Origin of the sequence: Devosia sp. UYZn731 (assembly GCF_040546795.1) — a bacterium.
Classification (GTDB): domain Bacteria; phylum Pseudomonadota; class Alphaproteobacteria; order Rhizobiales; family Devosiaceae; genus Devosia.
On the sequence record NZ_JBEPOL010000001.1, the window covers coordinates 236,178 to 250,427 of the forward strand.

Genomic DNA, 14,250 nt, shown 5'->3' on the forward strand with positions numbered 1-14,250 from the left:
TCCGTCCAACATCGGCGACGAACTAGCCCTGGATGCGAAAACTGGCCCGTGCGATACTTTCGTGTATCTCTGGAACGCGAGGATTGACCTGATGGATGGAACAATCCTGGTCGTTGGCGCCAGCGGAAAGTTTGCGGGCCTGGTGGTTCCCGAACTGGCGCGACGGGGCGCCAATATCCGCGCGATGATCCATGATACTCGTGACGAATCCGCCGTTCGAGAGACGGGCGTCCCGGATATCGTGGTGGGCGACTTGACCGACCCGGCGAGCGTGGCCACCGCGCTTCAAGGCGTCGGCCGCGTCTTCTATATCGCACCCGTCATGCTTCCTGACGAGGCCAAAGTGGGCAAGGCATTCGTCGATGCGCCGAACGCCGGCGGCGGTCGCCGCGTCGTGTTCTCGTCGGTCATTCATCCGGTGCTGAGCGGCCTTCCCAACCATGCGCTCAAGGCGCCCATCGAGGATGCGGTGCTCGCTGCCGGCTCGATGCAAGGCATCCGGCGCTGTCTCGACGGCGGCAACCGCGTTGCCGCTCATAACGGTGGCGCAACAAAAACCTTCTCAGGAAAAGCGCTCTCCACCACCTCCAGGAAGGCGCGGACCTTGGCGCCAACCAGGCGGCGTGAACTCTGCAACGCCCAGATTTCGACGGGCGGGCCAGCATGCGTTCCCCAATAGGCAAGCCTGCCCGCCTCGACGTCGTCGGCAACCAGGAGCTTGGGCAGCAAGGCCGCGCCGGCACCCAAAAGCACTGCATCGCGAACCATCAGCAGCGAAGACAGGCGCAGAATCGGGTCCGGCCGCAGGACCATGTCAGCCTCCGTTCCCGATTTCATCCGCCAGACTGCAGCCGGCGATGCCGCGGAGAGCACAACGGCCCTCACCGTCGATTCGTCTTCATCCACGCCTCGAACGGGACGCGGCATGCCGGGCGGCGCCACGATCAGGCGTTCATCATTAAGGAAACGTCGGCCGACCAAGCGTTCGTCCGGCGATGGATCGATCCGGATGATCAGGTCGTAGCCATCTTCGACCGGATCGACCTTGCGGTCCTCGGCAACGATCTCGAGCTGGACCTCCGGATAGGCCAGCGCAAACCGCGCACCAATCCGGGGCATCGCGACATGCGCGAACACCACCGGTGCACTGACAAGCAGCCTGCCTCGCGGTGTGGACGCGCCAAGGACCACTGCCTCACCCGCCTCGGCGATTTCGCTCAGCAGGCCGTGCGTCCGCTCATGCAGCGCCCGTCCTTCGTCGGTCAATCGCAGGGTCTGGGACCCCCGCTCGATGAGCCGCACACCAAGGCTCCGTTCGAGTTCACTGACCCGCCGCGACAGCGTGGCTTTCGATCGGCCAGAAACGCGGGCAGCACGGCCGAACCCGCCATGAGCGGCGACGAGATCGAAGTCGGACAAAGCCTGTAGGTCCATCAACTGTTCCATTTTTGAGACGAGCAATATCGATATTGGCATCTTCTAAGCGATAGTGAAACGGCTATCTTCGTGCACAGGAGATGCAATGCGCATCGACACAAAGGACATTTCGATATGACCATTCTCGTTACCGGCAGCACAGGAACCATCGGGGCACAGGTGCTCGCCCAGCTTCATAGTCGCCATGCCGATGTCCGCGCCCTGACGCGCTCACCCGAGACGGCGCAGCTTCCCGCGGGCGTGACGGCGGTTCGCGGCGATCTCGCCGATCCGGACACGCTGCGCGCGGCGCTGCAAGGCGTCAGCACCCTGTTCCTGCTGGCCCCCAATGTGGCCGATGAATTGACGCAGACCATGCTGGCCCTGACCGTCGCCCGCGAGGCCGGCATCAAAGGCGTGGTCTATCTCTCGGTGTTTGGCGGCGACGCCTATGCCGACGTGCCCCATTTTGCCGGCAAGTACACGGTCGAACGCATGATCGAGGCACTCGACCTACCGGCTACCATTCTGCGTCCCGCCTACTTCATCCAGAACGACCTTCGTCAGAAGGACGGACTTCTCAAAACGGGCACTTATGCCTCCCCGATCGGCGACAAAGGCATCTCGATGGTCGATATCCGCGATATCGGCGAGGCCGCCGCGATCGAGCTGGTTCGCCGTGACCAGGCCGCGACGCCCCTGCCCCGCGAGACCTATGCCCTGGTCGGTCCGGACAGCCTGACCGGTGAGGGTATCGCCACCATCTGGAGCCAGGCCCTCAGTCGCCCCATCCGCCATGGCGGCAACGATCTTGTCATCATGGAGCAGCGCACCAAGACCATGCTGCCCGCCTGGCATGCGCTCGACCTGCGTCTGATGTTCGGCCGCTATCAGAGCGAAGGCGCGGTGGCGAGTGCCGACGACATCGCCCGACTGACCAAACTGCTCGGCCACGCCCCTCGCTCCTACGCCGCTTTTGCCAGGGACGCCGCTGCCCAGTGGGCAAACAACTGAACCCCATTTTACTCACCTCACTAAAGGAGACCGCCATGATCACGATCCATCCCCTCTCGCCTGACGATGCTCCCGCAGTTGCCGCGATGCGTCAGGCCACGGCGGCCCATAAGGGCGACAAGCTCGGCCCCGAAGCCCGGCCGATGTTCGACGGCATGTTCGCCGCAACACTCGCCGCGGCCGATGTCCGGGTCGAGGCCGCGACGGTCGGCGGGATCGCGGGCTTCTGGGTTCGGCCGGCGGGTGCACAGCAAGGCGCTCGCGTGCTCTACATTCACGGTGGCGGCTACGTGCTTGGCTCGGCCCAGGCGTTTACCAGTTTCGTGGGCCAGATTGCCCGGCGCGCCGGCGCCGATACCTTTATCCCTGACTATAGGCTCGCGCCCGAGCATCCCTATCCGGCAGCGATCAACGATGCGGTTGCCGTCTATCACGGCCTGGTAACCGAGGGCGCCGAACGGATCGTGATCGCCGGCGACTCGGCAGGCGGCGGGCTGACGCTGGCGCTGCTGTCCATTCTTGCGGCCGACAAGACCCGCGGCGTGGCGCAGCCCGTCGGAGCGGCAGTGATGTCGCCTCTGACCGATCTTGCCGCCGCCGGCGAGAGCTACCAGACCCGGGCGGAGGCGGACCCGATCTTCACGCGCGACGTGCTCAAGGCGTTCTCGGACATGTATCTGCAAGGCCAGGATGCAGCACTTCCCAAGGCGTCGCCGCTCCATGCCGACCTTAACGGCCTGCCACCGATCCGCATAGATGTCGGTGACAACGAAGTGCTACTCTCCGACTCCACCCGCTACGCCGACCGGGCGAAGGCGGCGGGCGTGGAGGTCACGCTATCGATCTGGGAAGGCATGGCGCATGTCTTCCAGTCCTCCCTCGGCCAGTTTGTTGCGGCAGAGCAGTCCGTCAACGCCATCGGAGAATTCCTGCGCCAGCGGCTGGACGCCGCCGTATCCACCAACCCAATCAAAGGAGCTTGATCGTGACACGCGTATTATTCGTCGGGCAGAAGCCGGAAACCGTGGACTTCTCCGATCCCTCCCTGCCACCGGGCTTCGATGCCGCAAAAATCCAGGCGGGCATCGACATCGCCGAAACGACCATGACCGAGCGCGGTTGGGACGCCGACATCTGCATGATTACGCCCGATGACAGCGGCATCGCAACATTGGCCGCGCAGCTCGCGAGCGTGACCTATGATTGCGTCGTGATCGGCGGCGGCCTGCGCATCCCGCCCAAGGGGTTGGAATTCTTCGAAAAGGTGGTCAACGCCATCCACCGCGGCGCACCCAAGGCGGCAATCGCGTTCAACACCCGCCCCCAGGACACGGCTGAAGCCGCCGCGCGCTGGGTGGGCGTCGACTGAGCTACCGAACTCGGCGCCGCCGCAAGCGTTCGGGCGTTGCCCGTACTAACCACAGACCGGACCGCTCCCGCTTCACAGCTCAGTCATTCGCCGCTGCGGCGTCGGCCCGTTGACAACCGGTCCATCGCAGGCACCGGCCACTGCATTGCGACGGAGGCATCACTTACCCTCACATCGGGGTTGCTGGAAGTCATATAGAAGGCGTGCTGACGCCGTTTGGAAGGCGGCTTGTCGCTCGCATTATTCCAAGACTCCTATTCGGCATGCGCATCGTGCTTTAGGTCTACGGCAATGTCTGCTTTCGGATACTGCGAGCGTCAGTCGCATGTCGAGAAAGGGGTCGAAACCCGCTGATGGATGAATACCCCCCCTGCCCTTCTGCTTTGCGCCCATTCCGGTCGTTCAGACCTAAATTCGGACCTCCCGAAAGCTGCCGTTCGTGGCCTCCTTCGATGATGCACGCCGAGGTGGCGGGCAAAGTGCATTATTTAACGTCTCGAGGTAATTCTTCGGCCTTCGCAGGCCAGAGCAAAGTGTACTTGTTCGACAAGAACGTCTGACATGGGCCCCGCAAAATCATGTGGTCAGACCATTGACGCCACCATTCGGGATAACACGAATAGCACCGCGTCCGGCCACTGGGGAGCAGCGCTACAAGGCCCTGCAACCTCACCTGCTTACTTCCGTGTGGCCTCTGGCATGGCATTAGCTGCATCAATGATTTTGCGGCGGTTCCGGAAAGTGCCCCATTGCTGGTCGATCAAGACCCCGATGAGGATGACACCCCCCATTACTGCGAAATTAAGCGACGATGGAATGCCAAGCAGGTTGACCAGATTCTGCAGCTCCTGAAGGAGGACGGTGCCCAGTATGACGCCGATGATGGAGCCTTCGCCGCCACGCAGCGAGAAGCCGCCTAAAACAGCCGCAGCGATGGCATAGAGTTCGTAGAAATTGCCATGCGAGGCGGGGGAGATCGAGCGGGTATACATAGCGAAGTAGATTGCCGACAACGCAGTCAGCACTCCGCAAATGACATACGCAAAGGTGACGACGCGGCTGGTCCGGATGCCGGAATATTTGGCGGCATCCTCATTCTTGCCTACAGCGTACAGATAGCGGCCGAACACTGAGCGATGCAACACCACCCACATGATGATGGCGAGGATAATCATGGCGACGAAGGAGTTAGGCACGCCAAAGCTGCGGCCAGCGGTGATGAATTCAAGTTCGGGAAAGCTCACCCCGTAGGCAAAGCCGGCTGTGCCGTCCTGGGTGTAGAAGCGGGCGACACCACGGTAGATCAAGAGGCCGCACAGGGTGACGACGAAAGGTGGTAGCTTCATCCGGGTGATGAAAAAGCCATGGGCCAGACCGATCAGCGCGCCGAAGGCGAGGGTCAGTGGCAGGGCTATCATCCAGGGCACACCGCGGTTGGCGATCAGATCGACGAACAGCACGCCCAACAGCGCGATGACCGAGCCGACCGACAAATCGATGCCGCCAGTTATGATCACGAAGGCCTCGCCCATGGACAGGATGCCGAACAGGCCAACCAGATTGGCCGTATTGGCGAGGTTAATCGGCAACAGGAAGCGGGGATTGATCACGGTCACCACCGCGCCCACCACGAGGATCAGGATCAGCAGCCCGATATCTTTCTTCGTCATCGCCATCCCCCCGAAGCGGCCGTGTCCGGCCCGATTTCTACGAAGCCAATTGTCGTCCGACTGCGAGCAATAGGACGTTTTCCTGGCTGAACTGATCGCGCTCCAGCACGCCCGCAATGGCGCCCTCATGCATCACGGCGATGCGATCAGACACACTAATGACTTCTTCCATGTCCGACGAGATCATGAGTATGCCGACGCCTCGGTCGGCCAAAGCCCGCATCAGGCGATAAATCTCCGCCTTGGCGCCGACATCGATGCCGCGTGTTGGCTCGTCGAGGATCATCAGGCGAGGGTTCATCGCCAGCCATTTGGCGAGGACCACCTTTTGCTGGTTGCCGCCCGACAGTGTGCCGGTGCGTGTCGCTACCGACGGCGCCTTGATACCAAGATTGATTTTTTCGATCTCGGCTGCCGCCCCCTCGCTCCTGGCCGACACCAGCATGGCGGAGGCATGAGCCTCGAGATTGGGCAGGGAGATGTTCTGCGCGATGGTGAAGTCGAGCAGGATGCCGTCGCTCTTGCGATCCTCGGGCACCAGAAAGACGCCCTGTGCCACCGCGTCTGCAGAATTGGCGACAACGAGCGGCGTGCCATCAAGCGTAACGCTGCCGCCAAAACTTTCGTCGATGCCGAACAGCACGCGGGCAAATTCCGTTCGGCCGGATCCGACTAGGCCCGCCAGGCCCAGTATCTCCCCTTTGCGCAGGTCGAGATCAATGCTGCGCTCGGGATAGCTGCCAGTGCGCACGCCACGCGCCGACAGGCAGATCGCGCCAATATTGGCCGGCGGCTGGTAATCGCGCAGCGCCAGTTCACGCCCGATCATCAGCTTGACCATGCGGTCATGATTGGCCTCGGCTCTGTTCAGCACGCCCACCAGGGCACCATCGCGCAGCACGATGATGCGGTCGGCGACGCGCTCGATCTCATGCAGGCGATGCGAGATGAAGACCACCGCAACGCCCTGCGCCTTGAGGCCGGCAATGACATCGAGCAGCTTGTCGGTTTCGGCCAGCGGCAGGCTCGAAGTCGGCTCGTCCAGGATAACCAGACGCGCGTCGACCGACAGCGCCTTGGCGATTTCCACCATCTGCCGCTGCGCCAGCGAAAGCGACTTGACCGGAGCGTCGGCCGAAAAATTGGCGCCGATACGCTTAAGCAGCGGCAAGGTCTTGGCGCGCAGAGCGGCGTGATCGACCAGATTAAGCCAGCCGCCACTTCGATCCTCGCGGCCGATGAAAATATTGGCGGCAACGTCGAGATTGTCGAACAGGTTGAGTTCCTGGTGGACGAAGGCGATGCCGGCCTTGATCGATTGACCAACCGTCAGCGCGTCATGGGTCACGCCATCGATGACGATGGTGCCCTGATCGGGGGCAATCACGCCACCCAGGATTTTCATCAGGGTTGATTTGCCGGCGCCATTTTCGCCGACCAGCCCGATCACCTCGCCGGGCCGCACGCTCATCTCGAGCCCGCTGAGCGCCACAATGCCCGGATAGGTCTTGCGCACGCCGCTCAAAGTGAGAAACGGCAAGGACGTGTCGGTAACGTCGGAAATTTGGCTCATCGTCGGGCAAGACTACTGTTTTTGGCGCAGTCGATATCGTAATGGACAAACGCGCGCCCCATCCGACCGGATGGGGCGCCGTCATGGATTGATCTTACTGCGCCATCGCCTTGAGATCGGCGACATACTGATCGACGCCCTCGGCGGTGATGGTCTTGGTCGGCACGATGATCAGGCCATCGGCCGGCACGCCGGACTTGTCGCCCTTGAGGTAGGCAGCCATCAGCTTCATGCCCTGATACGCCCACTCGAACGGCTGCTGCACAACCATGGCGGCAAACGAGCCGTCCTTGACTGCGCCAATAGTGATCGGATCGTCGTCGAATGCGACGACGGTGATGTCACCCAAGCGGCCGGCATCCTTAAGCGCCGCATAGATGTTGGGCGGATTGTAGGAATAGAAGCCCACCATGCAGGTGATTTCGGGGTTGCCGACCAGAGTGTCCTCGACATTCTTCTTGGCGCGCGCAAAGTCGATATCGTCGCCACGCACGTCGACCAGCTCGATATTGTGGCCTTCAATGGCCTTCTTGAAGCCGGCAATGCGCTCCTTGGCGTTGTCCGCGCCCAAGAGGCCAACATAGCCCATGCACTTGCCGCCAGCAGGCAAAGCCGCGACCATCGCCTCGCCAGCCTGTTCGCCGGCCAGCTCGTTGGACGAGCCGATATAGGCAACGCGGTTGGACTGCGGCGCATCGCTATCGGTGGTGAACAGCGGGATCTGGCTGCCGATGCGATTGAGCGCTTCGGTGGAGGTGCCCGGATCGATTGCAGAGACCATGATAGCGTCGGTGCCGGCGGCAACCAGATCGTCCAGCAGGCGCTGCTGGACCGCCGCTGCGGCCTGTTCGGGATATTTTAGCGACATGTCAAAATCAGGATTTTCGGCCTGCGCCTTTTTCACGCCGGCCTCGGCGGCCTTCCAGAAATCGGAGGCTCCGTTGACGACAAAAGCGAGGCTCTGCTTCTCCTGTGCAACAGCACCGCCGGCCAGCATCATGCCAGCCGCAAGCACAGCCGCAAAGCTGATTGCATATTTCATTGTAGTCCTCCCATGAGCCGTGCCTTGCACGGCAGTAGCTTCGGCGAGAGCGCGCTCTTGCCACCTTGGGGTGAACTCTGGAGCGTCTTGCCAATGCGACTTAAGTTCTATTAGTAATATAAGTCAAGCGGGATATAGCGCAGCGCCTTTTTGTATCGTTTGCCCTTATGTACCGAGCAGGACTAAGCGTTAGTCTTGAGGAGTCTGCCTGAAGCTATGCAGAACCAGGGTGCGCGGATCAGCCAAGATAGTACGAGCGCCCGTTTGCCAGCGACCAAATCACAATCGTGCGGCACGTCCAAAGCCGCATCGCCGGGCGCACGGCGCCGGTAACGATGGCCGATATCGCGTTGGCCGTCCGCTGCGCGCAGGCCGCCGTGTCCTTCGTGCTCAACGACACAGCCGGTAAGGTTCGCTCACGGCGTGTTCGTGGGCGTTACGGGCCAGCCGGCGGTTTAGTGGAGGCGATCACGCGAAATCCATTTGGTGCTGTGCGGCAACGCAGAACGTTGTCCAAGCCGCCTCTCGCCGCGGGGTACATTCTGTTACCGGATGGGGAACGGAAAGTACTTTGCATTGATCATGTTATATGTGCCGTCTTGGGAAATTGCGTCCAATGCGCCATTGAAGTCGTTGAGCAGACTGACATCGTCTTTCCGCAGAGCTATGCCGGCACCACCTCCGAAATAGGTCGGGTCCTTGATGTCGGCCCCCCGAAACTCGCAGCAATCACCGGCTTTCGTGTTGGTCAGCCAATCATACGCAGCGAGTTTGTCTTCGAGGATGACGTCAACCTTCCCGTCGGCCAGGCCTTGATAGAGTTCGGGTGACTCGGCGAAAACCACGATGGAAGCATTTCCGTAAAAATGCTGCGCAAAAGCCTCCTGTGCGGTGGCCAAGGTTACGCCTAGACGTTTACCGGCCAGATCCTGCGGCGCAAACGCCTGGATAGGCGAACTTTTGCCGGTGATGAATATGGTGGGGCTGTCATAGTAGCGCCCGGTGAAAGCCACCTTTTCGCGGCGCTCGGTGCTCATGGACATCGAAGAAACGATAGCGTCGTAGCGGCTGTCGAGAAGGCCGGGGATCATGTCGTCCCAAGCGTGAACGACCAATTCGCATGGCGAGTGCATGGCATCGCACAACGCTCTGGCAATCTCCACGTCGAACCCTTGCAAGTCTCCGTTAGAGTCCAGATAGTTAAACGGTGGAAACTTGCCTTCGATCGCAATTCTGATCGTTCGATCTTGCGCCTGTGCAACCTGCGCGCCAAAGCCTGCCACTATGGCGGCGGCAATACTCAGCATGATCGGCAGAAAAAAACGATGGCCCGTCAATTGCATCTCTCCTGAACCAAACACTCCAGCATGCAGACACTGGCTTGTCAGTGCAGAAGAACACGAAAAACAGAATTTTGCCCTTACGCCGGCGGTTAACTTGCGCCTCTTTGTAACAATGGATTGGTAATTGTTTTAGCGGATCGTTGTCGCCACATCCTGCCCATGGCCAATTATCCCATTGCCCCGCCACAAGTCTATATGGACGTCGTCCGGCACCCTAATGTCCCTCATCGCCGTAGGTGGCATGATCACGCTTGGCCTTGTGCTGGCGTCAGCGGTGTGGGCAAGCCGAGAAAGCGATCTGGCAGCGCTCGATCGCCAGCGACAGCTGGTCAATGGCCGTCTGGATAGTCAAATTCAAAGCGTCGCCTACGAACTCGGTCTGATGGCCGACGGCTATGCAAGCACGATCAACAGCGTGTCCAGTTCGGGAGAAATCGACGCTTTCGATAGCATGGCGTTCGGCGACATCATGACCTCGGTCTTCAAGTACGACGAGGCATTCGTCGTCTGGTCCAACGGTGAAATGGCGATCAAGCGCGATAGCGAAACCGCCAGCCGCTATGAATGGATCAGGCCGTTGGTCATGCCCATGTTGCAACGCACCGTTCAAGCTATGACGCTGGGAGCGCGCGATGACGGCGACACCAAAAAATCGGAATCCGTCGAACTCATGCGGCTGCAGGGGCGGCCATCCATCGCCGGGATAATACCGATCCACAATGTCGATCGGTCGACGCAGGGGCGGCCTCTTTTCTTGATCGCCTACCGCTATCTCGACGGGCCCGCACTGGATGCGCTGAGCCGCGATCAAGGGCTCAACGGCGTTCGCTTCGCGCGAAGCTCCGATCCGGAAGCCAACGAAGTCACGTTTCAGATCGAGGCGACCGCCACTAATGAGCCGATCGGCTTCATCATCTGGACGCCTGACCTCCCCGGATCCAAGGTCGTTGTCAGCATGATACCGGCGCTGACGATCTCGGCACTGATCATTTCGATCCTGCTCGGCGGGCTTGTCTTCTTGCTGCGCAAGACACTGGCCGATCTGCAAGACAGCGAACAAAAGGCGCGCCACCAGTCCCTGCACGACATCCTGACCGATCTGCCCAATCGAGCATTGTTCGCCCAAAGGCTGGAAGACACTATTGCTCAACAGCAGACGGGCGCTCCTCCTGCCATTGTGGCGCTGATCGACTTGGACAAGTTCAAGGCGGTTAACGACACTCTTGGGCATGCAGCCGGCGATGAACTGATCCAGTCGGTTGCGAGCCGCGTAATGCTTCTAGTAGGCGCAGAAGATACGCTGGCTCGTCTTGGCGGCGACGAATTCGCATTGCTTCTCCCCCACAATCCCGAAAGAAGCGCCTCCCATCTTGAGCTGTGCAATCAGATCGTGGACGAAATTAGCCAACCGTTCTCGCTGCAGGGCGGGCGCGCCAGTGCCCATATCGGGTGTTCGATCGGAATAACCATTATTTCGACGTCATCCCAGACGGCGAGCGAGGTCTTGCACGCGGCGGACGTGGCACTCTACGAGGCCAAGTCATCTGGGCGAGGCCGCTGCGTCGAATACGCCGATAACATGGATACAAGCGCTAAACTGCGCGAAGGACTGAAAGGCGACCTTCGGGCCTTCTTGGATGGGGTCGACACAATCCGGGATGAGCGCTTCAACCAGACTGCGGCAGTCCCTGCCTTTGGGCTCGAGGTGTTCTATCAAACTATTCATCGCGCTGGTGACACTGACCGGATTTCAGGCGCGGAAGCCCTTGTGCGGTGGCGGCATGAGACACTCGGGCTGCTGACACCCGACAAATTCATTTCACTCGCCGAGGACAGCGGCCTCATCCATCGGTTGGGGAAATTCGTTCTGACGAAGGCCTGTACTGCTGCCGCCTGCTGGCCCAACAGTGCCCGTCTGTCCGTCAACGTCTCCCCCACGCAACTACGCATACTGGGCTTTGCGGATGAGGTGATGCAAATTCTGGAGCGGAGCGGCCTTCCGCCATTTCGCCTGGAACTTGAAGTCACGGAAACCGCGCTGATGGGCGGGGACGAGGCCATCGTCAAGACAGCCCTCGCACATTTGCGCGAGCGCGGAGTTCAGATCGCTCTCGACGACTTCGGCACGGGGTATTCCTCCCTGAGCCATCTCATCCAGTTCGGTATCGACCGGCTCAAGATCGATCGTTCGTTCGTACGCCTTCTGGGTACCAGGGCCGACGGCGCCGCAATCGTCTCGGCGGTTGTTGCCTTGAGCCGGAGCCTGGGTCTTGCCACTACTGCCGAGGGTGTAGAAACACCGGGCCAGCGGGACTTCCTTGCTGCGGCAGGATGCACCGATCTTCAGGGTTTCCTTTTCTCTCGGCCTCAGCCAGAACCCGACATGACGTCTGGTATCGATAGTAACGCGATGGCAGGTGAAACGCTGCGAGCGGCCAATCAGATTGCGAGTACTGCCGTTCGGGACCTGATGTAATACACGTCACCCAGAGGTGGGCGGGTCATGTCCGCGGCCCAGAGACTTGCCGATGATCCCGGCGCAGCAAACGGCGCCGGAATGCGCATCTGGACCACCTCAGCAGGCTCCGCCGACCTAGAACGGGCCGGCACGGCGTTGATCGGCCAAAGTTAGGCGAGGCGCGTACGCTCTACCAGTCCGACGAGGGCCTGGCTCAACACCCCCGTCGGCGAGATCAGCGTTTCCAGAACCGAGAAGTGGTCCGTTCCGGCCACCGGCATGAGGTCCACCTCGTGGCCCAGCCCGTTGAGAACGTCGCAATAATCCTTGCTCTGACGCTGGATCTCGGGCCTCTCCAGTCCCCCATGCGCCAGAATGAGCGGCGACACCCGGGTCGGAACCATGTGCAGCGGGGAATTCAGCCGGGCCTCCAGCATGTCCATATTGATCGGCGCGTTCAAAGACGAAATCCGGATGGGTTCCAGGTCATAGATACCGCTGATCAGAAGGGCGCCGCGGACGCAGTCGAGCCCCAGGGCGAGTGCCATCAGATGCGCGCCAGTCGAAATGCCCGTCAGGTAGATATTATTGGGGTTGCGACCCTGTCTGGCCAGTTCCTTGGACAGGAAGGACACCTGGGCAACAGCCTCCTCGCAAATCTCGGTCATGCTCGCATCTGGCGCGAGCGAGTATTCGCCGATGGCGGCGCTGATGCCGTTGGGGAGCAGGCCTTCAGCGACGAGGGCCTGCCCTTCCTTGTCATTCCACTGCCAATAGCCGCCATGCAGAAACAGGCAGGTGGGTGCATCGGCCTCATCGCGGAGGAACAGGTCCATGCGCTGCCTGGGTCCATCGCCGTAGTGCATATCGCGATGCGTGACCTTTTCGTAGGTCTTGGCGCCGCTGACCGCCCAGCGGTCCAAGTACCCCTGCCAGTCCGGAACCACGGCCCGATTGTTGTACGCGATGTCCAGCGCCTCGCGGTCCATCCCTCGGTATCGTTCCATGTCCAGACCTTTCATGTGAGCGACAACAACCCTACACGATTTCAGTGTTGCAGGCAACATTGTGCACAATAAGATGCACAATTTTTGCCTTGTCTACCGAGCAATGCCGTCGGTATTCGAGGCTGCGCGCTGCCCTTCATAGCTCTCCAGCACGTGCCAGATATCGACACTCGCGTCTCTATCCGGCGGAATGGAACTGGCGTTCAGGTGGAAATGCTCGCCAAGCACGGCCTCGGAAAGATGGCGGCCGGCTGCAAGGGCACGATCGGGGATCGCGCGCCGGCGAACCGCAACCTTGGCCACGCCGCTTGCGTCGGACATGCTAGCGCGCCACCGCCGCCGCAATCTGCTGCTCGATGCGACGGCGCTGCTCAAGCCGGGGCCCGAGATAGGTCCCGAGTGCGTCAAGACTTGCTGCCAGGACCAGGGCCGAGCCGGCGGCCACCAATTGGACGAAGGGCGGGACATTGAGGATGGTCAGCCCGTTTTCCATCACCGCCAGGAATACCCAGGCAGTGAACACGCCAAAGATGCGGCCACGGCCGCCGGCGAAGGCCACGCCGCCCAGAAGGATGATGGTCAGCGCCTGAAGCTCCATCTGCAACCCGAGCGAGCCGGGAGAAGCTCCGTCCAGGCGGGCGACGAGCAGCACGCCGGCGAGACCGGCCGCTGCGCCTGTCGCGATGAATAGCGCCAGAACCACCGGCCGAACCGGCAGGGCCGCGAGAAAGGCCGCCTGCGGGTTGACGCCGATAGCCATGACATAGCGGCCCCAGATCGTGGTCGACATGACTGCGGCGACCAGCAGGAAGACCCCCAGCACCACCAAAAGCAGGATCGGCACCCCTAAGAAGCTGCCATTGCCCATCATGAAGAAGGTGTCGCCCATCCCGGCCACTTCGACTGACTTGATCAGAAGCGTCACGCCGCGCAGTACGCTCAGCATGCCCAATGTGACGATGATGGGACTGAACCGGAGATAGGCGCAGAGAATGCCGTTGATCAGGCCAACGCCGGCCCCAGCACCAATGCCCACCATGATGGCCAGGGGCGCCGGCAAACCGAACTGGGTTACGGCAAGGGCCGACAGCATGCCCGAGAAGCCGATATTAGAGCCGACCGACATGTCCACATGCCCGGAAATCACCAGCATCGACATGACCGAGGCGACGATCCCGATGGCGGCGTAGTTGGTCAGCAGCACCCGGAAGTTCGACACCGTCAGGAAGGAGCCGCTGCGGAAACTGAAAAAGGCGATCAGGCAGAGCAGCGCGATCAGCAGGATATTGTTAATGAACAGCTCGACGGGGAAGCTGCCGCGTTTGCGTCCGGGGACTGGGATGGCAAGGGCGTTCATG

General features: G+C 61.1%; 12 protein-coding genes and 1 pseudogene. 5 read left to right on the plus strand and 8 right to left on the minus strand.

The features are described from left to right. Positions 1–91 precede the first annotated feature (91 nt). Positions 92–424: pseudogene (locus ABIB57_RS01115) on the plus strand (NmrA family NAD(P)-binding protein); the annotation flags it as partial. Between the two features lie 110 nt (positions 425–534). On the opposite strand, the gene ABIB57_RS01120 reads toward ABIB57_RS01115, so the two are convergent. Further along, a complete protein-coding gene (locus tag ABIB57_RS01120) occupies positions 535–1,434 on the minus strand; it encodes a LysR family transcriptional regulator (protein ID WP_354038733.1) in 900 nt (299 codons plus the stop codon). Between the two features lie 117 nt (positions 1,435–1,551). Between ABIB57_RS01120 and ABIB57_RS01125 the strand changes: the two genes are divergently transcribed. Genes ABIB57_RS01125 through ABIB57_RS01135 form a run of 3 tightly spaced genes read left to right on the plus strand, consistent with a single transcriptional unit; the run spans position 1,552 to position 3,799 of the window. Then, entirely contained in the window at positions 1,552–2,430 is an 879-nt protein-coding gene (locus ABIB57_RS01125) for an NmrA/HSCARG family protein (RefSeq protein WP_354038010.1), read from the plus strand. 35 nt (positions 2,431–2,465) lie between these two features. Beyond that, complete coding sequence (locus tag ABIB57_RS01130) at positions 2,466–3,413, plus strand: alpha/beta hydrolase (RefSeq protein ID WP_354038011.1); 948 nt, start codon at positions 2,466–2,468, stop codon at positions 3,411–3,413. A 2-nt stretch (positions 3,414–3,415) separates the two neighbouring features. Continuing rightward, a complete protein-coding gene (locus ABIB57_RS01135; RefSeq protein ID WP_354038012.1) occupies positions 3,416–3,799 on the plus strand; it encodes a hypothetical protein in 384 nt (127 codons plus the stop codon). 677 nt (positions 3,800–4,476) lie between these two features. Here ABIB57_RS01135 and ABIB57_RS01140 read toward each other — a convergent pair. From ABIB57_RS01140 to ABIB57_RS01155, 4 genes are all read right to left on the minus strand, one after another. Then, positions 4,477–5,469 (minus strand): ABC transporter permease, encoded by a 993-nt coding sequence (locus ABIB57_RS01140; protein WP_354038013.1) that lies wholly within the window; start codon positions 5,467–5,469, stop codon positions 4,477–4,479. 37 nt (positions 5,470–5,506) lie between these two features. After that, positions 5,507–7,042, minus strand: a complete 1,536-nt coding sequence (locus ABIB57_RS01145) for a sugar ABC transporter ATP-binding protein (protein WP_354038014.1) — start codon at positions 7,040–7,042, stop codon at positions 5,507–5,509. 94 nt (positions 7,043–7,136) lie between these two features. Further along, on the minus strand, positions 7,137–8,084 hold the full coding sequence (locus ABIB57_RS01150; protein WP_354038015.1) for a sugar-binding protein: 948 nt from the start codon (positions 8,082–8,084) through the stop codon (positions 7,137–7,139). Positions 8,085–8,629: 545 nt separating this feature from the next. Beyond that, positions 8,630–9,391, minus strand: a complete 762-nt coding sequence (locus ABIB57_RS01155) for an ABC transporter substrate-binding protein (protein ID WP_354038734.1) — start codon at positions 9,389–9,391, stop codon at positions 8,630–8,632. A 253-nt stretch (positions 9,392–9,644) separates the two neighbouring features. Between ABIB57_RS01155 and ABIB57_RS01160 the strand changes: the two genes are divergently transcribed. Further along, on the plus strand, positions 9,645–11,903 hold the full coding sequence (locus tag ABIB57_RS01160) for a putative bifunctional diguanylate cyclase/phosphodiesterase (protein ID WP_354038016.1): 2,259 nt from the start codon (positions 9,645–9,647) through the stop codon (positions 11,901–11,903). A 152-nt stretch (positions 11,904–12,055) separates the two neighbouring features. On the opposite strand, the gene ABIB57_RS01165 is transcribed toward ABIB57_RS01160, so the two are convergent. The 3 genes from ABIB57_RS01165 to ABIB57_RS01175 all read right to left on the minus strand — a co-directional run bounded on the left by ABIB57_RS01165 (position 12,056) and on the right by ABIB57_RS01175 (position 14,249). Beyond that, complete coding sequence (locus ABIB57_RS01165) at positions 12,056–12,874, minus strand: alpha/beta hydrolase (protein WP_354038017.1); 819 nt, start codon at positions 12,872–12,874, stop codon at positions 12,056–12,058. Between the two features lie 111 nt (positions 12,875–12,985). Continuing rightward, positions 12,986–13,213: a hypothetical protein gene (locus ABIB57_RS01170; protein ID WP_354038018.1), complete on the minus strand. Its 228-nt coding sequence runs from the start codon at positions 13,211–13,213 to the stop codon at positions 12,986–12,988. A 1-nt stretch (position 13,214) separates the two neighbouring features. Next, positions 13,215–14,249, minus strand: a complete 1,035-nt coding sequence (locus ABIB57_RS01175; protein WP_354038019.1) for an ABC transporter permease — start codon at positions 14,247–14,249, stop codon at positions 13,215–13,217. Between the last annotated feature and the right edge of the window lies 1 nt (position 14,250).

What these genes read in the sequence shown, in the direction of transcription:
- ABIB57_RS01120 (WP_354038733.1), bottom strand. Translation starts at nt 1,434, where the DNA reads ATGGACCTACAGGCTTTGTCCGACTTCGATCTCGTCGCCGCTCATGGC.
- ABIB57_RS01125 (WP_354038010.1), top strand. Translation starts at nt 1,552, where the DNA reads ATGACCATTCTCGTTACCGGCAGCACAGGAACCATCGGGGCACAGGTG.
- ABIB57_RS01130 (WP_354038011.1), top strand. Translation starts at nt 2,466, where the DNA reads ATGATCACGATCCATCCCCTCTCGCCTGACGATGCTCCCGCAGTTGCC.
- ABIB57_RS01140 (WP_354038013.1), bottom strand. Translation starts at nt 5,469, where the DNA reads ATGACGAAGAAAGATATCGGGCTGCTGATCCTGATCCTCGTGGTGGGC.
- ABIB57_RS01145 (WP_354038014.1), bottom strand. Translation starts at nt 7,042, where the DNA reads ATGAGCCAAATTTCCGACGTTACCGACACGTCCTTGCCGTTTCTCACT.
- ABIB57_RS01150 (WP_354038015.1), bottom strand. Translation starts at nt 8,084, where the DNA reads ATGAAATATGCAATCAGCTTTGCGGCTGTGCTTGCGGCTGGCATGATG.
- ABIB57_RS01155 (WP_354038734.1), bottom strand. Translation starts at nt 9,391, where the DNA reads ATGCTGAGTATTGCCGCCGCCATAGTGGCAGGCTTTGGCGCGCAGGTT.
- ABIB57_RS01160 (WP_354038016.1), top strand. Translation starts at nt 9,645, where the DNA reads ATGTCCCTCATCGCCGTAGGTGGCATGATCACGCTTGGCCTTGTGCTG.
- ABIB57_RS01165 (WP_354038017.1), bottom strand. Translation starts at nt 12,874, where the DNA reads ATGGACCGCGAGGCGCTGGACATCGCGTACAACAATCGGGCCGTGGTT.
- ABIB57_RS01170 (WP_354038018.1), bottom strand. Translation starts at nt 13,213, where the DNA reads ATGTCCGACGCAAGCGGCGTGGCCAAGGTTGCGGTTCGCCGGCGCGCG.
- ABIB57_RS01175 (WP_354038019.1), bottom strand. Translation starts at nt 14,249, where the DNA reads ATGAACGCCCTTGCCATCCCAGTCCCCGGACGCAAACGCGGCAGCTTC.